The organism is Micromonospora sp. NPDC051925, from assembly GCF_044548625.1.
Classification (GTDB): domain Bacteria; phylum Actinomycetota; class Actinomycetes; order Mycobacteriales; family Micromonosporaceae; genus Micromonospora.
The window spans coordinates 251,619-270,331 of sequence record NZ_JBIUCH010000008.1; the positions used below are offsets into that span (position 1 = coordinate 251,619).

An 18,713-nucleotide genomic window follows, 5' to 3' on the forward strand; every position below is an offset into this window, starting at 1 on the left:
TCGTGGGTCTGCCTGCCATGTGTGCGGCGGTCCTGCGTCGGGGCGTCCGGTTGGCGGGTCGCGGCTCCGCGCGACCCGTCCTCGGCCCGGGCGAGGTGCGGCGACGGGCAGCAGCGACGAGCAGTGCCGGCCGGCGGACTATGACCGTGCGCGGACCCTTTGGACCTGATGACGTCAACGAATCGCTCCCGCGCACCTTCGTCGCGGGCAGGAGCAGTGCGGTGAATCGTCTACGTCATCAGCTCCAAAGCACGCGAACGTCAGCTCTGGAACCCGCCACAGGATGCCGGGCCTCGTCCTCGTGCCCGAAAGAGCCGCGGCGGTGACCGTCGGGCCCGGGGCGGCTACCGCAGGCCAGGGCGGCGATCAGCAGGACGGTGTGGCGATGCAGGGCGGTGTGGCGGCGGAGGGCGGCGTGGCGATGCAGGACGGTGTGGCGGCGGAGGGCGGCGTGGGGGCGGGGCCGGGCGGCGACGGCCGGTACGAACGCGACGACGGCCGGGAAAGGATCCTCCCGGCCGTCGTCGGTGCCGTTCAGGTCACTGCTTGAGCATGTTGTCCAGCAGCAGGGCGCAGCGGATCAGGCCGAGGTGGCTGTACGCCTGCGGGTGGTTGCCCAGGCCGCGTTCGGCGAGCGGGTCGTACTGCTCGGGGAGCAGTCCGGTCGGGCCGGCGGTGTCGACCATCTGGGCGAACAGCTCCTCCGCGTCGGTGCGCCGACCGGTGCGCAGGTACGCCTCGATCAGCCACGCCGTGCAGATGTGGAAGCCGCCCTCCCGGCCGGGCAGGCCGTCGTCCCAGTGGTACCGGTAGACGACCGGACCACTGCGCAGATCGGCCTCGATCTTGAGCACGGTGGAGAGGAAGCGCGGGTCGTCGCCCGGGAGCAGGCCGGACAGGCCGATCCAGAGCGAGGAGGCGTCCATGTCCTCGTCGCCGTACGCGACGCTGTACGCCTCGACCTCCTCGTGCCAGCCGTTCTCCAGCACGTTGGCGCCGATCCGGTCGCGCAGCTCCACCCACTCCGGCCGGTCCGCGCCGTCGTGTTGGCGCACCACGTGCAGGGCCCGGTCGACGGTCATCCAGCACATCACCTTCGAGAAGATGTGGTGCCGGGGTGGGAGGCGGGCCTCCCAGATGCCGTGGTCGGGCTCGTGCCAGCGGCGACGGACCGCCTCGACCATGTTGTCCAGCACCCGCCACTCGTCGTCGCGGACCGAGCCCCGGGCGTCGGCGACGGCCGCGATCAGGTCGGCGATCGGGCCGAAGACATCCAGCTGGAGCTGGTGGTTGGCGAGGTTGCCGACCCGGACCGGCCGGGAGCCGGCATAGCCGGGCAGGGTGTCGATGACCGCCTCGGCACCCAGTTCGTAGCCGTCCACCGTGTAGAGCGGGTGCAGCCGCTCGGGGTGCCCGCCGGTGCGCTCGATGCAGCCGTCCACCCAGCGCAGCAGCGCCTCGGCCTCCTCGATCGAGCCGAGGTCGACCAGGGCCCGCGCGGTCATCGACGCGTCCCGCAGCCAGCAGTACCGGTAGTCCCAGTTGCGGACGCCGCCCAGTTCCTCCGGTAGCGAGGTGGTCGCCGCCGCGAGGATCGAGCCGGTCGCCTCGTGGCAGAGCCCGCGCAGGGTGAGCGCGCTGCGGGCGACCAGGTCCCGGGCGGTGGCGGGCAGCCGCAGCGAGGCCACCCAGTCCTTCCAGGGCTGCTCTGCCTTGATCTGCCGGTCGTGGATGGCGACCGCGTGGTCCTCCAGGCTGTGCGTGCCGAAGCGCAGTTCCAGCACCACCTGGCCGCCGTAGGCGGAGAGGTCGACCACGGCGTGCGCGGTCTCGTACCCGCCGTCCTTGCGGACCTGCCACGACACCCCGGGGGAGTAGAGCGCGACGGGTTCGTTGGAGCCGAGCACCAGCAGGCCGTCGTCCATCGGCTGGAGTTGGGTGGCGACCTGACCGAACTCGGGGCGCGGGGCGAACTCGATCCGGGCCCGCCCGGAACCGGTGAGCACCCGGACCAGGGTGGAGTCGCCGGTGATGATCGCCGGGCCGTCCGGGGTGGTCTCCCGGGCGGGCAGGTCCAGCCAGTCGGTGACGGTGAGCCCCGACCAGCGGGTCTCCACGGTCATCGTGCCGCTGCGGTAGCGCTGGCCCAGCGGGATGCCGCCGCGCTCCGGCCCGACCGTGAAGTGCCCGGCCGGGCTGCCGCCGACCAGGTCGGCGAAGATCGCCGCCGAGTCGGGCTTGGGGTGGCAGAGCCAGCTGACCTTGGCCTCGGGGGTGAGCAGGGCGACGGTACGACCGTTGGCCAGCATCGAGTGCCGTTCGATCGGCACCGCCCGCTCGCCGAAGAGCCAGTGCCGGCGGGTCTCCAGCAGCAGGCCGAGTGCGCGGGCCGCCTCGATCGGCTCGGCCACCCGGTAGTGCGCCTGGGTGTCGCCGGGGCCGATTTTGATGCCGAGGTCGGGGCCGTGCAGGTTGCCGAAGGCGTTCTCGTCGGTGACGTCGTCGCCGATGAAGAGCACCGCGCTGGCCGAGAGCTGGGTACGGAGCTGGTCGACCGCGGTGCCCTTGTGGGTGGCGACCACCGACAGCTCGATGACCTCCTTGCCCTGGGTGACGGTGACGTCGTCCCACTTGGCCGGCCCCTTGCGGACCGCCTCGACGGCGGCGGCGGCGACCTGCGGGTCGACCCCGCGGGTGTGCACCGCGACGCTGGCCGGCTTGCGTTCCAGCCGTACCCCGGGGTGGGCGGCGGCGATCTCGCGCAGCGCGTCGCGCAGCCGGGTGCGGACCGCGACCAGCTCGGGGGAGAGCCGCTCGACGAAGCCGATGTCGAACTCGGAGCCGTGGCTGCCGACGAGGTGGACCTCGCTGGGCAGCCGGGACAGCGCGGCCAGGTCGCGCAGCGCGCGCCCGGAGACCACCGCGACGGTGGTCTGCGGCAGCGCGGCCAGCGCCCGGACGGCGGCGACCGACTCGGGCAGCGGCACGGCCTTGCTCGGGTCCTCGACGATCGGGGCGAGCGTGCCGTCGTAGTCGCAGGCGACCAGGAGCTGTGGCACGCGGGCGATCCGTCCGATCGCGGCGAGCAGCTCCGGGTCCATCGTCCCGGCGGCGGGGGTGATGATCTCGGCGGTGGGGGCGTTCACTCGGCCTCCGTCCCCGACGCGCCCAATTCGGTCAAAAAGGATTTCGCCCAGTGCCCCACATCGTGGGTGCGCAAATGACGTTGCATGATCCGCATGCGTCGACGGGCCTCCGGCTTCTCTACGTGTACAGCCCGCAGGAGAGCGTCCTTGACGGCGTCGGGGTCGTGCGGATTGCACAGGAACGCCTGACGCAGCTCGGTGGCGGCGCCGGCGAACTCGCTGAGCACGAGCGCACCGCCCTGGTCGGCGCGCGATGCGACGTACTCCTTGGCCACCAGGTTCATTCCGTCTCGCAGCGGGGTCACCATCATCACGTCGGCCGCGACGTACATCGCGGCCAGTTCGGAGCGACTGTACGACTGATGCAGATAATGCACCGCAGGCACGCCGACCCTGCCGAATTCGCCATTAATCCGACCAACCTCGCGCTCCACCTTGACGCGAAGTGCCTGGTAGTGCTCGACCCGCTCCCGGCTGGGCGTGGCGACCTGCACCATAACCGCGTCCGGAACTGTCAACTTTCCGTCAGCGAGGAGTTCGCGGAAGGCCTTGAGGCGAAGTTCGATGCCCTTGGTGTAGTCGAGCCGGTCCACGCCCAGGATGATCGTCTTCGGGTTGCCCAGCTCCTCGCGGATCTGCTTGGCCCGCGCCTGGATCGCCGGGTCCTCGGCCAGCCGCTCCATCTCCTTGGTCTCGATCGAGATCGGGAACGCGCCGGCCTTCACCTGCCGCCCGTCGACCTGGATCATCTGGCCCTCGTAGCGCAGGCCGAGCAGGTGCCGGGCCAGCCGGACGAAGTTCTGCGCGGCCAGCCGCTGCTGGAAGCCGACCAGGTCGCTGCCGAGCAGGCCGCGCAGGATCTCGGTGCGGAACGGCATCTGCATGAACAGTTCGATCGGCGGGAACGGGATGTGCAGGAAGAAGCCGATCTTCAGGTCCGGACGCAGCTCGCGCAGCATCGCCGGGACCAGCTGGAGCTGGTAGTCCTGCACCCAGACCGTCGCCCCCTCGGCCGCGACGTCCGCCGCGGCCTCCGCGAACCGGGCGTTGACCAGCCGGTACGCCTCACGCCAGCGGCGCTTGTAGGCGGGTGTCTCGACGGCGTCGTGGTAGAGCGGCCAGATGGTCGCGTTGGACTGGCCCTCGTAGTAACGTTCCAACTCCTCGGCGCTCAACGGCACCGGATGCAGTCGGATACCCTCCAGGTCGAACGGCTCCGGGGCGGCGCCGGTGCCACCGGCCCAGCCGACCCAGGTGCCCCGATGCTCGGCGAGGACGGGGTGCAGCGCGGTTACCAGCCCGCCTGGGCTGCGTCGCCACTGCCGTCCCTCGGGTGTGCTCACCTCGTCGACCGGCAGTCGGTTGGCCACAACGACAAAGGAGCTACGGACGGTCACGATCGGCCACCTCCGGGTGCTGACGGGTCCACCGCGATGAGCGTACTGAGCGTAGCTGCGGCGTCTGGGACCCCGTGCCGCAGTTACCTACCCGTCCCACGGTGGCTGAACCCGCAGCGTGATCTTGTCGACATCGCCTGCTCATGAGGTCGATGATCGGCCATCGCCCGGGTGACGGCCAGCGGGCGGCGCCCACCCGTCCGCCGCGACCGCGGCCCTCGTGACCGGCACGGCGCGGGTGGGGGCGACGTCCGGCGTCGACCCGCCACGCGTACTGCCGGGGCGGGGTGATGTGGGCGCGGCGGGCCGTACCTGTCAGGATTGACGGTGGCGTGCGTGCGGCCGGCTCCCGGCCGGCGGCGGCGGGCGAAGTCGCAGCCCGCGCCGTGCCGCCGCCCAAGGCGACAGCAACCGACGGAGGTAGCCCGCACCGTGGCCCAGTACATCTACGTCCTGGAAAAGGCGCGCAAGGCGCACGGCGACAAGGTCGTGCTCGACAACGTGACGCTGAGCTTCCTGCCGGGGGCCAAGATCGGTGTGGTCGGCCCGAACGGCGCCGGCAAGTCCAGCCTGCTCAAGATCATGGCAGGGCTGGACAAGCCGAGCAACGGCGAGGCCCGGCTGATGCCCGGCTACACCGTCGGCATGCTCGCCCAGGAGCCCCCGCTCAACGACGCCAAGACCGTGCTCGGCAACGTCGAGGAGGCGGTCGCCGAGACCAAGGCCAAGCTGGAGCGGTTCAACGCCATCGCCGAGCAGATGGCCACCGACTACTCCGACGAGCTGATGGAGGAGATGGGTCGGCTCCAAGAGGAACTGGACCACCTCGACGCCTGGGACATCGACTCCAAGCTCGAACTGGCCATGGACGCGCTGCGCTGCCCGCCGCCGGACGCCGACGTCACCCAGCTCTCCGGTGGGGAACGCCGCCGGGTCGCGCTGTGCAAGCTGCTGCTGGAGGCCCCCGACCTGCTGCTGCTCGACGAGCCCACCAACCACCTGGACGCGGAGAGCGTCTCCTGGCTGGAGCAGCACCTGGCCAAGTACGCCGGCACCGTCATGGCGATCACCCACGACCGGTACTTCCTGGACAAGGTGGCCGGCTGGATCCTGGAACTGGACCGCGGTCGGGCCATCGGCTACGAGGGCAACTACTCCACCTACCTGGAGAAAAAGGCCGCCCGGCTGGCCGTCGAGGGCCGGCGCGACGCCAAGATGAAGAAGCGCCTTACCGAGGAACTGGAGTGGGTCCGTTCCAACGCCAAGGCCCGGCAGACCAAGTCCAAGGCCCGCCTGGACCGCTACGACGAGATGGCCACCGAGGCGGAGAAGACCCGCAAGCTGGACTTCGAGGAGATCCAGATCCCGCCGGGCCCGCGCCTGGGCAGCACGGTCATCGAGGCGCAGCAGCTCAGCAAGGGCTTCGGGGACCGGCTGCTGATCGACAACCTGTCGTTCTCGCTGCCGCGTAACGGCATCGTCGGCATCATCGGCCCGAACGGTGTGGGCAAGACCACCCTGTTCAAGACCATCGTCGGGCCGGAGCAGCCGACCAGCGGCGAGGTCCGGGTCGGCCCCACGGTCTCGCTGTCGTACGTCGACCAGAACCGGCAGGGCCTCGACGGTGACAAGACCGTCTGGGAGGTCGTCTCCGACGGCCTCGACTACCTGATGGTCGGCAAGGTCGAGATGCCGTCGCGGGCGTACATCGCCGCGTTCGGCTTCAAGGGGCCAGACCAGCAGAAGCCGACCAAGGTGCTCTCCGGTGGCGAGCGCAACCGGCTCAACCTGGCGCTGACCCTGAAGATCGGCGGCAACGTCATCCTGCTCGACGAGCCGACCAACGACCTGGACGTCGAGACGCTGTCCAGCCTGGAGAACGCTCTGCTGGAGTTCCCCGGCTGCGCCGTGGTGATCTCCCACGACCGGATGTTCCTCGACCGGGTCGCCACCCACATCCTGGCCTGGGAGGGCGACGACGAGAACCCGGCGAAGTGGTTCTGGTTCGAGGGCAACTTCGACGCGTACGAGAAGAACAAGATCGACCGGCTCGGCGTCGAGGCGGCCCGCCCGCACCGGGTGACCTACCGCAAGCTGACCCGCGACTGAGCATGGCGGACCGTTTCGTCTACCACTGCACCCTGCGCTGGTCCGACCTGGACGCGTACGGCCACGTCAACAACTCGCGCTTCCTCACCCTGTACGAGGAGGCGCGGGTGGCGTTGATGTTCGCCGGCGGCAAGGCGTGGGGGGTCGGCTCGTTCGCCGACGGGGTCGTCATCCGGCGGCACGAGGTCGACTACCTGCGGCCGGTCGACTACGCGCTCGGCCGGGCCACCGCCGAGGCCGCACCGACCGTCCGGATCGAGCTGTGGGTGGAGCGGATCCGGGCCGCCTCGTTCACCGTCGCCTACGAGCTGTACGACGGCGACGTGCTGGCCAGCACCGCCCGTTCGGTACTGGTCCCGTTCGACCTGGTCGAGAAGCGGCCCCGGCGGATCAGCGACGACGAACGGGCCTTCCTGGAGTCGTGGGCCGTGGTCGGCGGGACGGCGTGAGCGGCGGGTCGGCCGCCGGCCCGGAGCGCGGGGACACCGCCGACGCGGGGCCCTTCCTCGCCCGGCTGGTGCGCTTCGACCCGGCCGCGGTGGTCCGGTTGCGCCCGTCGACCGACGTCGGCCGTACCGCGCTCTGGGCCCGGCTGCCCTGGGACGTGCTGGTGGTCCGGACGGTCGCCGGCCTCGTCCCGACCGACGTCACCGTGGTGGCGGCCGAACTGCTGGCCCGACTGGCGTCCGCCGACACCACTCTCCCGCCCGGCCGGGACGAGCGGTGGCGGTGGCCGTTGCCACCGGTGGCGAGCCGACCGGTCGAGGTGCTGCCCGCCGCCGAGCTGCGGCGGATCGCCGAGGCCGCGGCGGGCACCCTGCGCACGGCGGCCACCGAGGGGGTACGCGGTCGGGCGGTGGGGCAGCGGGTGCTGCGGGACGCGTTGCTCGACCACGTCGCGGTGACCGTCACCCCGGACGCCGATCCGACCGAGCCGGTGGAGATCACCCAACGACTGGTGCAGGGCCTGGTCCGGATGGGCTTCCTCGGCTCGGTCGAGGCCGCCGGAGCGGGGGAGGTCCAGGTCCGGGTGGCCGGCCGCTGGGTCGGCCTGGTGGGACCATACGGAGCCGCCTGGTCGCGGAAAGTTTCGGATCTCGCAATTCGTCCGGCGCGGGATCAGCCGAAAGTATGACCCCGGCTCATTCTTCCGGTTTGGTGCTGCCGTTGGGGGGGTGCCTCAACCCGGCTGTCCGGGTACCGTCCATCCTCGGATCCAACGCACCGTAGGCGATTGGATCCGCTGGGGAGTGAGGTGCGCGAGCGATGCCGTGGTGGTCATGGCGCCCTGGTCCCGCCGCTGGCGGCGACCCGGAAACTCGAAGCGGGGTCACGGTGGACAGTGTCCGGGTGGGGCCACCGGCCCCCCGCCAACCGGCGGACGACTGCCCTGTCACGGAGCGGCCCGCCGTGACCGACCGGCCAGTCTCCGTGGCACCGGTCACCCTGGCCCGGGTCTGTGACGCGCTCGACCTGCTCGACGTGCGTTACCTGGCCGACGGCGACGGCAACCTGCTGGCCATGTGGGAACGGCACGCGGTGCTGGTCACCCTCGAAGGCCCGGAGGACGAGATCCTGGTGATGCGGGCCCGTCCACACGCGACCGTCCCGCCGGACTGGGCCGACCGGGCCTACCGGGTGGTCAACGAGTGGAACCACACCCGCCGGTTCTGCAAGGCCTACGTCGGTGATCCCACCGAACGCGGTCAGCTGCCCATCTACGCCGAGTTGCAGGTGCCGCTCGGTGCCGGGGCGCACGATGCGCTGCTGGTGGAGATGCTGGACTGCGGGGCGGCCGTGGCGACCACCTTCGTCGACTGGTTGCACGACGAGGGTGCCCTGCTCTGAGCGGGCGGCCGGCGTCCCGCGCCCGGTGGCGTGGGCGCCCGCGTCAGCCGGCGGCCGGGTCCTCCATCACGTTGACCATGAAGTAGGCCGACCGCTCCAGGTAGTCCCAGAGGGCGGTGGCGGTCTCCGGCGGCAGGTCCAGCTCGTCCACCGCCCGGCGCATGTGACGCAGCCACGCGTCCCGCTCGGCCGGGCCGATCCGGAACGGCGCGTGTCGCATCCGCAGCCGGGGGTGCCCCCGCTGGGCGGAGTAGGTGTTCGGGCCACCCCAGTACTGCATCAGGAAGAGCGTCATCCGCTCGGCGGCCGGCCCGAGGTCGTCCTCCGGGTACATCGGCCGCAGCAGCGGGTCGGTGGCGATACCGGCGTAGAACCTGTCGACCAACCTGCGGAAGGTGGGTTCACCACCGACCGCTTCGAAGAAGGTCATCGACGGAACGGGCCGGGGCTCGCCTGCGGGATTCACCGTTCCATCCTGCCAGGTGTGGCGGTGCCGCGACCGCCGCCCACCGGCCGATCACGTCACAGCATGCTGGTGGCCGGCCCGCTCGCCGGCCCCCGTCGCCGCCGTCTCGGGCGGGTTGTCCGGCTGCGGCCGGGCGGCGGTGTTGGCCAGGTCGGCGGCCGTCACGGCGGCGTCGACGGTCGCCCGATCCGGCCACCGCAGCGCGGTGACCAGCATCAGCAGCACTCCTGCGGCGCTCCACACCCCGACCACCATCGGCACCGAGAAGCGGTCGGCGAGCAGGCCGGTGACCAGCACCGCACCACCCTGGATCACCTGGATTCCGGTCGCCATCACGCCGAAGGCGCGGGCCCGGTAGCCGTTGGGCAGGGCCCGGACGAAGAGGCCGTTCGCCGTCGGGATCAGACCGGCGACCGCGAAACCACAGGCCGCCGCGAGCAGGGCGACCACCACCGGCGGCGGGTTCAGCAGCGCCGGCACCAGGGCCAGCGGAGCGAGCACCGCCAGTGGTCGCATCAGGGCGAGCCGGCCGGCGGGTGACACCAACCGGCCGACCAGCAGGCCACCGACGATGTAGCCGACCGGGTTGGCCGCCATGATGACGGCCTGGGCGGCACCGGAGTCCAGGCCGTTGCCGGAGCGTTCCCCGGCCCAGGCCGCGGCGAGACCCTCCGGGACGATCGAGAAGAGCATGGCGCTGAAGACCAGCAGGCTGATCGCCCGCAGGACCGGGGTGCCGAAGACGATCCGGAAGCCCTCGCCGGTCTCCCGCAGCAGATGGGTACGGTGCGCCGCGCTCAGCGTCGGCTCGCGATCCTGGACGCCGAGCTGGACGATCAGCGCTGACAGGCCGAAGGTGGCCGCGTTGAGCAGCAGCGCCGCCGCCGGGCTGACCGTGGCGACCGCCGCGCCGGCCAGATAGCCGACCACCTGCGCGGCCTGGCTGGCGCTGGCGTTGAGCGACAGCCCCAGCACCAGCCGGTCACCGGTGAGGATCGCCGGCAGCAGCGCCGATCGGGCCGCCTGGCCGGGCGGGTTGGCGAGGGTGGCGGCGAAGAGCAGAGCCAGGATCGCCCAGACCGGCAGGTCGGGCAGCACGATCAGGGCGGTCAGCACCATCCGGATCACGTCGCAGGTCACCATGACCTGCCGGTATCGGTACCGTTCGGCGAGCGCGGCGAGCAGCGGGCCACCGACCAGCCACGGCAGGTAGCTGACCGCGAACGCGGCGGCGGAGAGGGCGACGGACTTGCTCTCCTGGTAGACCAGCACGGTGACCGCGGCCTTGGCGACGTAGTCACCGACCCAGGACAGGACACTGGCGGCGAAGACCGCGCGGAACTCGGTCCGGCCGAACACCTCGCGGAAGGTGGCCGGTTGGTCCGGGGCGGGTCGCTCGTCGGACACCGTCGCCTCCATCGTGCCCCGACACCGGCCACTTGTGATGGCCCGGCGGGCCCCGTCGTCAGATTCGCGAATCAGCGATGACGCGATCACGCTCCCGGGAACGTGTGCACCGGATTCTGCCCGATCGTCTGACAACTGACTAGGGCGAACGGATCGATCGTCGCATCCCCGACTGAACGAACGGACGATACCCGAGGGGCCGGCCGGTGCGCGACCACCGACCTTAGGGTCGGCCCGCCCGTGCTGGCGACACTCCGTGCCTGTTCCGTACGCCTGTGGTGACGACCCGCCGCGCCTGCCGTGGGCACCCGTGGTGACGACCCTCCGCGCCTGTTCGTGCGGCCGGGGAGGCGGCACGGAGGGGAGTCAGGCGGCCCCGCCCTGCCCGGTCCCGACGGGGCCGGTCGGAGCAGGGCCGGTCGGAGCGGGGCCGGTCGGAGCGGGGCCGGTCGGGGCGGCGGGGCCGACGGTCGTTCCGGCCGCCGGCAGCCCCGGATGGAACCGGGCCGCGATCCGTGCGGTGATGCCCGAGTTCTCCAGCGCTTCGGCGAGCCGGCGGCGCAGCTCCCGGCTGACCGCGAACTGCCCCTCCGCCGTGGTCTTGACCACCGTGCGGATCACCGCGCCGTCGACCGTCACCTGCTCCACGCCGAGCACCTCGGGCGGCTCGACGATCTCCGCGGCCAGCTCCGGGTCCATCGCCACCGAGGCGGCGGCCGTCCGCAGCACCGCGTTGGCCTCCTCGGTGCCGGCGAAGCCGATCGGCAGGTCGATCACCACCAGCGCCCAGCCCTGGCTCTTGTTGCCCACCCGGATGATCTCGCCGTTGCGGATGTACCAGAGCACCCCCCGGCCGTCGCGGACCGTGGTGACCCGCAGCCCCACCGACTCGACCACCCCGGTCGCCTCGCCCAGGTCGACCGTGTCGCCGACGCCGTACTGGTCCTCGATCAGCATGAACAGCCCGGCGATCAGGTCCTTCACCAGGCTCTGCGCGCCGAAGCCGAGGGCCACCCCGGCGATCCCGGCGCTGGCCAGCAGCGGGGCCAGGTCGAAACTGAACTCGCGCAGGATCATCAGCAGGGCGATGCCGAAGACGAAGGCGGTGACCAGGCTGCGCAGCACCGAGCCGATCGCCTCGGCACGCTGACGACGCCGTTCGGGGACGAACTCGGTCGGGTCGAGCGTGGTGCTGGGCACCCGCTCGCGCAGCGGACGCAGCAGCGTGGGCACCGCCCCGTCGGTGGTGGTACGGACCAGCCGGTTGATCGTCCGGTGCAGCGCCCAGCGGGCGACGAACGCCAGCACCAGGATCAGCACCACCCGCAGCGGCTTGAGCAGGATCCAGTAGCTGCCCTCGGCGAACCAGCTCGAACCGGTCACCTTGTACAGGTACTCGCAGGAGGTGCTGCCCTGGCAGTCGGCGCCCGCACCGGCGCTGGCGCTCTGTTCCGGGCTCGGGGCGGCGGGCAGGACGATGGACAACAGGCTGAGGACGCTCACCCTGTCTTCGTACCGCAGTGGGCCGGACGGCCGACGGCCGACCCACCGTCCCGTCCCGGCCCTGATCGTACGGCGCCGAACCGGACATCTTCCTACACCGCGCGGAGGGTTCGGCGAGTACCCCGGATTAGTACGTGCAATCCCGGGTCCGATCAGGGACGATTGGCGCAACGGATGACGGTGATCCCGCCGGAGTCGGTCGTGGCCCTCCGCTGCCCGGGGGCTGACCGGCGCAGCCAGCGGTGGGAGCGGCTGGACCGGGAGGGTGAGCACGATGCCTGACATACGACCCACGGTGGGCTCCGGCGCGCTGGTTCTCAACGCCACCTACGAGCCGCTGTGTGTCGTGTCCGTGCGTCGAGCCGCGATCCTGGTGCTCTCCGCCAAGGCCGTCTGTGTCGCCGACGGCGAGGGCATCCTGCACAGCGCCCACGACGCGCTCCCCGTCCCGTCGGTGGTGCGGCTGACCCGCTTCGTCCGAGTGCCCTACCGCACCCACGTCGGGCTCTCCCGCCGGGCGATCTTCGCCCGGGACGGTGGCCGTTGTGCCTACTGCCGAGGGCCGGCCGAGACCATCGACCACGTCTTCCCGCGCAGCCGGGGTGGCCGGCACGCCTGGGAGAACGTGGTCGCCGCATGTGCCCGGTGCAACCACACCAAGGGCGACAAGACCCCGGCCGAGCTGGGTTGGCGACTGCACAGCCTGCCGGCGGCCCCGAAGGGCACCGCCTGGCGGGTGCTCGGCCACCGCGCGCCGGACCCGCGTTGGGCGGACTGGCTCGACCTGCGCGAGCCGCTACGCGAAGCCGAGGCCGCCTGACCGGGTCCGCCCCTGGGCGGGACCGGCCCGGGGCGGTGGGCGGGGCGGTGCAGGTCAGCGGGCCCGGACCAGGGTGGCGTACACCACGACGTTGTCGGCGTAGCCGGTCCCGCCACCGACCCAGCGCCCGCCGCAGGTGATCAGCCGCAGGTTGGGGCGGCTGAAGTCGCCGAAGATCTGGTCGACCGGCAACCGCTCCTTGCCGTACCTCTGCACCTGGTCGACCTCGAAGACGGCCACCTGGTGATCGGCGCGGGTCACCTCGATCTCGTCGCCGTCGCGCAGCTCCCTGAGCCCGTGGAAGACGGCCGGCCCGGTGGTGGTGTCCACGTGCCCGACGATCACCGCCGGGCCGTACTGGCCGGGGGTGGGCCCCTGGTCGTACCAGCCGGCCTCCTGGGCGCGGGTGGCGTCCGGGACGGCGATGCTGCCGTCCGGGGCGATGCCGACCTCCTGCACCGACGCCCGGAGGTCGATCCGGGAGATGGCGATCTGGGTGGGCGGGCTCCCCGACAGCACCGGGAACTTCTTCGGCGGTGGGCGCAGGCCGGCGATGAACCGGTCCGGCAGGACACTCAGCCCGGTGATCCGTTCCACCCCGAGCATCGCCACGATCAGCAGCATCACGGCGGCGATCGTCAGCACCGGCAGGCCCGGCCCACGCCCGGCGAACCGGCCGCCGATCGACGGGTGCCGGGGCACCGGGCGTACCGGACGGGCCTGGGTGACCGGGTCGGCGGTGGTCACGCTGGCGGAGAACGCCTGGCCGGCCACCCGGCGGAAGCGGCCGACCACCCGGCGGTAGCGGGCGGCGACCCGGCGAAGACGGCTGGTGGCCCGGCCGGCTGCCCTCCGGCCACGGACGGCGGCCCGGACGGTCCGCCGGGTCGCCGCCCGCAGCCGGCTGCCGGCCGGCCGGGACCGGCGGTGGCGGGTGCGGGTCATGGTGACGGCTGGTCAGGCACCCGGCCGGGTCCGCCGGCGGTTGCCGCCGAAGACGCCGAGCCCGGCCACCACGGCCACCACGGCGAGGCCGCCGACCAGCAGCAGCGAACCGGGGCCCCGGTCGGTCGCGGTCCCGCCGCCGCCGGTCGCCGGACCCTTGCTCGGCTGCGCCATGTTCAGCACGGTCAGCATGGTCGAGGCGGTGTTGCCGTTGGCGCACCGCAGGTCGACCGGGTAGTCCCCGGGTTGCTTGTTGCCCGGGATGGTGACCGTGCCGTTGAGGAACCCGTTGTCGGGCCGCAGCACCACCCGCCCGAAGGCGTCCGAGTGCACGGTGGCCTGCTGGTTGTTGGCGTTGTCGCAGCTGGCCCGGACGGTGACCCGGGTGCCGGCCTGCGCGCTGTTCGGTGTCACCTCGACGAAGGTGTTCTCGCCGGCCCGCGCCGGCGGGGCCGCCACCAGGACGAACGCCCCGACCAGGGCGAACATCGCCAGTACGGCGAAGATGGCACGACGGTGCAGAGTGAGCCCCCGCATGATTCCCCCCTCCCGGCGACGATTCGCCGGAATCCTGCGACGGGTGTTCGGGCCTGCATTCCCGCTGGCCCGGGGGCAAACCCGGACTCAGCGGTGGCGGGGACCAGGGGCGGGCGGTCCGGTCGGCAACGGGGTGACCGGATGCCACTGCAACGGGCTGGAGAGCACCATCGTGCTGGACGGTTGCCCGTACGGGGCGAGTCGGTCGATCACCGACTCGAACTGCCCGATCGAGCCGGCGGCGACCTTGAGCATGCTGCATGCGTCCCCGGTGATCCGGTGGATCTCGCGGATCTCCGGCCAGTCGACGACCTGCGGGTCGTGCAGGATGCAGCGTGCGCCGTAACAGGACATCCGGATCAGCGCCACCACCCCCCGGCCGGCGCGGGCCAGGTCGACGTGGGCGTGGTACCCGGTGATCACCCCGGACTCCTCGAGCCGCCGGACCCGTTCGGCGACCGCCGGTGGGGACAGGTGCACCCGCCGGGACAGCTCGCTGTACGACAGCCGCGCGTCGGCCTGCAACTCCCGCAGCAGCGCCCAGTCCATCTCGTCCACGCGGTGATCTTACCTTCGGCAAGCCGTTCCGGGCCAGGGCCTTCAGTGTCGAAGGTGAGATGGGCGAAGCGCCGTCGAACCGGCATTCCATCGCGGTGTCCGCCGAGAGATCATGTCGGGGAGACATCCGGAGGAGGCGAGACGGTGGAACAGACGGACCTGCGGACGCGTACGCCGGCCCCGGCGGTGCGCCCGGCGACGCCCCGGCAGCGCAGCGCGCGGGCCGCCCGCAACGGCGGCGAGCCCACCCTGGAGTTCACCGACCGGGTGCCCTACGACGCGTACGTGCACGCCAGCACCCTGCACACCCTCCAGCAGCCGCTCAGTGCCGACCCGGGCGAGATGTCCTTCCTGATGGTCAGCCAGATCATGGAGCTGTACTTCGGGCTGACCTGCCACGAGCTGCGCCAGGCCCAGCGCGACCTGCGGGCCGACCGGGTCTGGGCGGCGCTCGCCCCGCTGCGTCGCGCCGCCCTGCACCTGGAGGGGCTCAACGCCGCCTGGCGCGGGCTGCGCTGGATGACCCCGGCCGACTTCAACCGGTTCCGCAACCTGCTCGGTGAGGGCTCCGGTTTCCAGTCGGCGATGTACCGGCAGTTGGAGTTCCTGCTCGGGCTGCGCGACCCGGCGCTGATCCGCCCCTTCCGCCGGCAGACCCAGGTGTACGACGAGCTGCGGGCCGCGCTGGCCGTGCCGAGCCTCTGGGACGACGTGGTCGCCCTGCTCGGCCGGCACGGTCACGACCTGCCTGCCGACCTGCTCGCCCGGGACGTCGCCGTCGAGCACCTGCCGCATCCCCGGGTCGAGGCGGCCTGGGTGACGGTCTACGACGACGACGGACCGGACAACCACCTGCGGCAGCTCGGTGAGGCGCTGGCCGAGGTGGCCGAGCAGTTCGGCGACTGGCGCTGGAACCACGTGAAGGCCGTCCAGCGCACCATGGGCGCCAAGGTCGGCAGTGGTGGGTCGGCCGGGCTGGCCTGGTTGCAGCGCAGCATGTCCCGGGTGGTCTTCCCGGAGCTGTGGTCGGCCCGTACCGCGATGTGACGAGGGGCGGACACGCCTCGGCGGGTTCGTGTATACAGATCGTCGGCGGATATGTACTCGTCTGGTGAAGACTGTTATCGATCTTGATGATGAGCTGCTCGAACGGGCCCGGCTGGAGTTGGGCACCAAGAGCAAGAAGGACACCATCCATGCTGCGCTCCGGCTGGTGGCGGAGCGCGGCGAGCGGCTGGAGGCCGTGCGCGAACTGCTCTCCATCGACCGCGACTGGACGGGCCTGCTCGAGGGCGACAAGACACCCCGTGGTGCCCAGGACGCGGCGTGACTCCCACGGCCGGGCTGTACCTGATCGACACGTCCGCCTGGGGTCGACTCCGGCAACCGACCGTCGGTAAGCGCATCGCATCGATCCTGGTCGAGCGGTTGGCTGCCACCTGTGTGCCGCTCGACCTGGAGGACGGGCGGAGCGCCCGAGACTTCCGCGACGCGATGGTGATGCGGGCCCGCCGGGCGGAATTGATGATCGACCTCCCGATCACCCCGGCGGTCGCCACCCGGGCGCGTGACCTGCAACTGGCGGTGACCGCCCGGGGGCGCCACCGGGCGGCCAGCCCGGTGGATGTCGTGGTGGCGGCGGCCGCCGCCGAGTACTCCGCCACCGTGCTGCACTACGACCGTGATTTCGACCTGCTGGCCGAGGTCGGTGGTCCGCGTTCGGAGTGGGTGGCACCGCCCGGCACCCTGTCCTGAACGGGCTGCCCCCTCCCGGACGCCCGGACCCGCCGCCGCCGGGGCGACGGGGCCGGGCGGTGGTGGGTCAGGAGTGCGGGCAGGTGTCCCGGTACTCCTCGATCGCGGTGCCCCGGGGCGTCGGGCAGAGGAACTGCTCGTAGCGGGTGTCGTCGTCGACGAACCGCTTGAGCCAGGAGATGCTGTACTTCGCCACAGTGACGTTCGCCGAGGTGGGCGCGGAGTGGCCGGCCGCGTTCAGCTCCAGGTACGCCTTGTCCAGGGTGGCCGGCAGGCTGGTGTAGAAGGGCTCCGAGTGCGACGACACCGGGGCGGTGGTGTCGTTCTCCGCGCCGACCACCAGCGTCGGCACCCGTACCGACGACCAGTTCCTGACGGTGTGCCAGCCGGTCAACGGGATGGCGGCCTGCAACGCCGGCCGGGTGTTCGCCGCCGACAGGCTGCCGCCGCCGCCCATCGAGTGCCCCATCACCGCGAGCCGGTTCCGGTCGATCCGGGTCCGTACCGAACTGCTCCCGGTCAGGTAGTCCAGGGCGGCGAGCAGTTGGGTGCCCCGGGCGGCCGGCTGGTCGTACACGGAGAGGGTGTCGATGGTGATGACCACGAAGCCCTGCGAGGCCAGCCGGGGGCCGAGCCAGGCGACGCTGGACTGGCTCGCGGTGTAGCCGGGGGAGATGGCCACCGCCCCGAAGGTGCCCTCGGCGGTGCTGGTGGGGTAGTAGACGGTGCCACCCCGGAAGCCGCTCACGCTGGACGCCGCGACGGTGCTCTGGGCGATGGCGAACGGGCCACGGGTGGCCTCGATGCTGGCCACCGTGGGGGCGGGGCCACGTTCGTAGGGGTTGGCGGCGGTCGCCGCGACGGCCCGGCCGTCGATGGTCGCGGCCGTCGCGCCCGGCACGGCGACCGCGCCGACGCCGACCACGGCGAGCGCGAGCAGCGGCCGGGCTACCAGCCGGGGCCAGGGTCGGCGGGGACGGGACCGGACGGGGTGGGGGTCGAGGTCGGGCACGGGTTGCACGCGGGCTCCTGCGGGTGGGTGGACCAGATTCGATCGACGTTGGACGATCGACAGGGGTCATCCTCCGCGTCCCGGTGCGACGACCGGCAATCCCGGTCGGGTCATGTCAGGGGAATATGGGGCGGACGCCACACCCGGGCCGGCCGTGTCGCCCCCGGCGAACCGGGTGCCGAACCGGCACGATGGGGACACGCGACCCGACTCGTCGCCACCACGAGGCCACTGGAACACTGGAGTGACAGGTGGGATCGGCACCCCGCAGGCTCGCGGGGCGTCGGCTCCGCTAACGTGAATGGCAGCGGAGTCGGGAGTTCGGTGCCATGATCGTCCACCCGACCCGGAAGCTCTGGTCTCTCTTACCGCCTGGGGGCGTTGGGATTGTCTGTCACTGACACGTTGCTGATCTTCGTCGGCATCCCGGCGGCGGTGGTGCTGGTGATCGTCGGGCTGGTCTACGCCGCCAACCACAGCAGTGGCGGCGGCGCGAAGCGCTACCGGCCCGGCCGACGCTTCGACTTCACGCCGGTCTGGTTCCTGGGCCGCCCGGAGCAGTTGGCCGACTCGGCCGGCACCGCCCTGGCCGCGGGTGCCCAGGCACCGGCGCTGACCAGCCACAAGCAGGAGCAGGCCGGCATCGAGGCGCCGGCCGGTGGAACCGGAGGCGCAAGTGACCGTTGGTGAGAAGGCTGAGCAGGCCGGGACGGGCACCCCACCCGAGGTGCTGGACGGGCCGTTCTCGACCCGCCAGCTACTGCGCATCGACGAGGCGCTGCGCCTGGCCGACCAGGGCAGTGGCCTGGTCTTCTCGGTCTACGTCGGCGGACTCGACGAGCCGGTCCGGGAGCACGCCGAGCGGCTGCACCGCCAGCTCGCCGAGCCGGACCGGTCCGTGCTGATCGCCGTGTCGCCCAACCAGCGTCAGCTGGAGGTCGTCACCGGCCGGTACGCCCGCAAGCGCATCCCCGACACGTACACCAAGCTGGCCGCGCTGTCCATGGTGGCGTCGTTCGGCGGCGGCGACCTGGCCGGCGGCATCATCCAGGGCCTCGACCAGCTCGCCAGCCACGCCGGCCGAGCCTGAGCCCTCCCCGCCGCACCGGGGAACCCTGACGTACGCCGGAGCCCGGCCCGCAGCACGCGGGCCGGGCTCCGTCATGTCCCAGCGCGACGGGATCTTCCCGACGCACGACGACGGCCCGGG

At 72.0% G+C, this 18,713-nt stretch carries 20 protein-coding genes; 11 read left to right on the forward strand and 9 right to left on the reverse strand.

All coding sequences use genetic code 11. The annotated features are described in order from the left end of the window. The first annotated feature begins 283 nt into the window (after positions 1-283). Entirely contained in the window at positions 284-550 is a 267-nt protein-coding gene (locus ACIG87_RS13485; protein WP_396850782.1) for a hypothetical protein, read from the forward strand. Here ACIG87_RS13485 and otsB read toward each other — a convergent pair. Further along, positions 540-3,101 carry a trehalose-phosphatase gene (gene otsB, locus ACIG87_RS13490; RefSeq protein WP_396850839.1) on the reverse strand — a complete coding sequence of 854 codons (2,562 nt, stop codon included), beginning with the start codon at positions 3,099-3,101 and terminating at the stop codon, positions 540-542. The genes ACIG87_RS13485 and otsB overlap by 11 nt on opposite strands. A gap of 41 nt (positions 3,102-3,142) precedes the next feature. Continuing rightward, on the reverse strand, positions 3,143-4,543 hold the full coding sequence (locus ACIG87_RS13495) for a trehalose-6-phosphate synthase (protein ID WP_396850783.1): 1,401 nt from the start codon (positions 4,541-4,543) through the stop codon (positions 3,143-3,145). A 432-nt stretch (positions 4,544-4,975) separates the two neighbouring features. On the opposite strand from ACIG87_RS13495, the gene ettA reads away from it, so the two are divergent. The 4 genes from ettA (at position 4,976) to ACIG87_RS13515 (ending at position 8,500) form a co-directional block, all read left to right on the forward strand. Beyond that, positions 4,976-6,652 (forward strand): energy-dependent translational throttle protein EttA, encoded by a 1,677-nt coding sequence (ettA, locus tag ACIG87_RS13500; RefSeq protein ID WP_396850784.1) that lies wholly within the window; start codon positions 4,976-4,978, stop codon positions 6,650-6,652. A 2-nt stretch (positions 6,653-6,654) separates the two neighbouring features. Next, positions 6,655-7,101, forward strand: coding sequence for an acyl-CoA thioesterase (locus tag ACIG87_RS13505; protein WP_396850785.1), 447 nt, complete (start codon positions 6,655-6,657; stop codon positions 7,099-7,101). After that, on the forward strand, positions 7,098-7,787 hold the full coding sequence (locus tag ACIG87_RS13510) for a hypothetical protein (protein WP_396850786.1): 690 nt from the start codon (positions 7,098-7,100) through the stop codon (positions 7,785-7,787). Before ACIG87_RS13505 ends, ACIG87_RS13510 begins: the two co-directional genes overlap by 4 nt. A 131-nt stretch (positions 7,788-7,918) precedes the next feature. After that, complete coding sequence (locus tag ACIG87_RS13515) at positions 7,919-8,500, forward strand: YbjN domain-containing protein (protein WP_396850787.1); 582 nt, start codon at positions 7,919-7,921, stop codon at positions 8,498-8,500. A 43-nt stretch (positions 8,501-8,543) separates the two neighbouring features. On the opposite strand, the gene ACIG87_RS13520 is transcribed toward ACIG87_RS13515, so the two are convergent. The 3 genes from ACIG87_RS13520 to ACIG87_RS13530 all read right to left on the reverse strand — a co-directional run bounded on the left by ACIG87_RS13520 (position 8,544) and on the right by ACIG87_RS13530 (position 11,876). Beyond that, entirely contained in the window at positions 8,544-8,930 is a 387-nt protein-coding gene (locus ACIG87_RS13520) for a globin (RefSeq protein ID WP_396850788.1), read from the reverse strand. A gap of 87 nt (positions 8,931-9,017) precedes the next feature. Further along, entirely contained in the window at positions 9,018-10,385 is a 1,368-nt protein-coding gene (locus ACIG87_RS13525; RefSeq protein ID WP_396850789.1) for an MFS transporter, read from the reverse strand. A gap of 354 nt (positions 10,386-10,739) precedes the next feature. After that, complete coding sequence (locus ACIG87_RS13530) at positions 10,740-11,876, reverse strand: mechanosensitive ion channel family protein (RefSeq protein WP_396850790.1); 1,137 nt, start codon at positions 11,874-11,876, stop codon at positions 10,740-10,742. A gap of 274 nt (positions 11,877-12,150) precedes the next feature. On the opposite strand from ACIG87_RS13530, the gene ACIG87_RS13535 reads away from it, so the two are divergent. Further along, on the forward strand, positions 12,151-12,696 hold the full coding sequence (locus ACIG87_RS13535) for an HNH endonuclease (protein WP_396850791.1): 546 nt from the start codon (positions 12,151-12,153) through the stop codon (positions 12,694-12,696). Between the two features lie 54 nt (positions 12,697-12,750). On the opposite strand, the gene ACIG87_RS13540 is transcribed toward ACIG87_RS13535, so the two are convergent. The 3 genes from ACIG87_RS13540 to ACIG87_RS13550 form a co-directional block, all read right to left on the reverse strand. Further along, complete coding sequence (locus tag ACIG87_RS13540; RefSeq protein ID WP_396850840.1) at positions 12,751-13,596, reverse strand: class F sortase; 846 nt, start codon at positions 13,594-13,596, stop codon at positions 12,751-12,753. A 57-nt stretch (positions 13,597-13,653) separates the two neighbouring features. Beyond that, positions 13,654-14,178 (reverse strand): hypothetical protein, encoded by a 525-nt coding sequence (locus ACIG87_RS13545; protein WP_396850792.1) that lies wholly within the window; start codon positions 14,176-14,178, stop codon positions 13,654-13,656. Between the two features lie 87 nt (positions 14,179-14,265). After that, positions 14,266-14,736, reverse strand: coding sequence for an Lrp/AsnC family transcriptional regulator (locus tag ACIG87_RS13550; RefSeq protein WP_396850793.1), 471 nt, complete (start codon positions 14,734-14,736; stop codon positions 14,266-14,268). A 144-nt stretch (positions 14,737-14,880) separates the two neighbouring features. Here ACIG87_RS13550 and ACIG87_RS13555 point away from each other — a divergent pair, with 144 nt between their 5' ends. The 3 genes from ACIG87_RS13555 to ACIG87_RS13565 all read left to right on the forward strand — a co-directional run bounded on the left by ACIG87_RS13555 (position 14,881) and on the right by ACIG87_RS13565 (position 16,491). After that, entirely contained in the window at positions 14,881-15,783 is a 903-nt protein-coding gene (locus ACIG87_RS13555) for a tryptophan 2,3-dioxygenase (RefSeq protein WP_396850794.1), read from the forward strand. A gap of 64 nt (positions 15,784-15,847) precedes the next feature. Beyond that, positions 15,848-16,066: a type II toxin-antitoxin system VapB family antitoxin gene (locus tag ACIG87_RS13560; RefSeq protein ID WP_396850795.1), complete on the forward strand. Its 219-nt coding sequence runs from the start codon at positions 15,848-15,850 to the stop codon at positions 16,064-16,066. Next, positions 16,063-16,491, forward strand: coding sequence for a PIN domain-containing protein (locus ACIG87_RS13565; RefSeq protein ID WP_396850796.1), 429 nt, complete (start codon positions 16,063-16,065; stop codon positions 16,489-16,491). The genes ACIG87_RS13560 and ACIG87_RS13565 overlap by 4 nt, the downstream gene beginning before the upstream one ends. Positions 16,492-16,558: 67 nt before the next feature. Here the strand turns inward: ACIG87_RS13565 and ACIG87_RS13570 are convergent, their stop codons facing one another. After that, a complete protein-coding gene (locus tag ACIG87_RS13570) occupies positions 16,559-17,512 on the reverse strand; it encodes an alpha/beta hydrolase (protein WP_396850797.1) in 954 nt (317 codons plus the stop codon). Between the two features lie 396 nt (positions 17,513-17,908). On the opposite strand from ACIG87_RS13570, the gene ACIG87_RS13575 reads away from it, so the two are divergent. Further along, positions 17,909-18,193, forward strand: coding sequence for a hypothetical protein (locus ACIG87_RS13575; RefSeq protein ID WP_396850841.1), 285 nt, complete (start codon positions 17,909-17,911; stop codon positions 18,191-18,193). Beyond that, entirely contained in the window at positions 18,180-18,593 is a 414-nt protein-coding gene (locus tag ACIG87_RS13580; RefSeq protein ID WP_396850798.1) for a DUF5130 family protein, read from the forward strand. Before ACIG87_RS13575 ends, ACIG87_RS13580 begins: the two co-directional genes overlap by 14 nt. Positions 18,594-18,713: the final 120 nt, after the last annotated feature.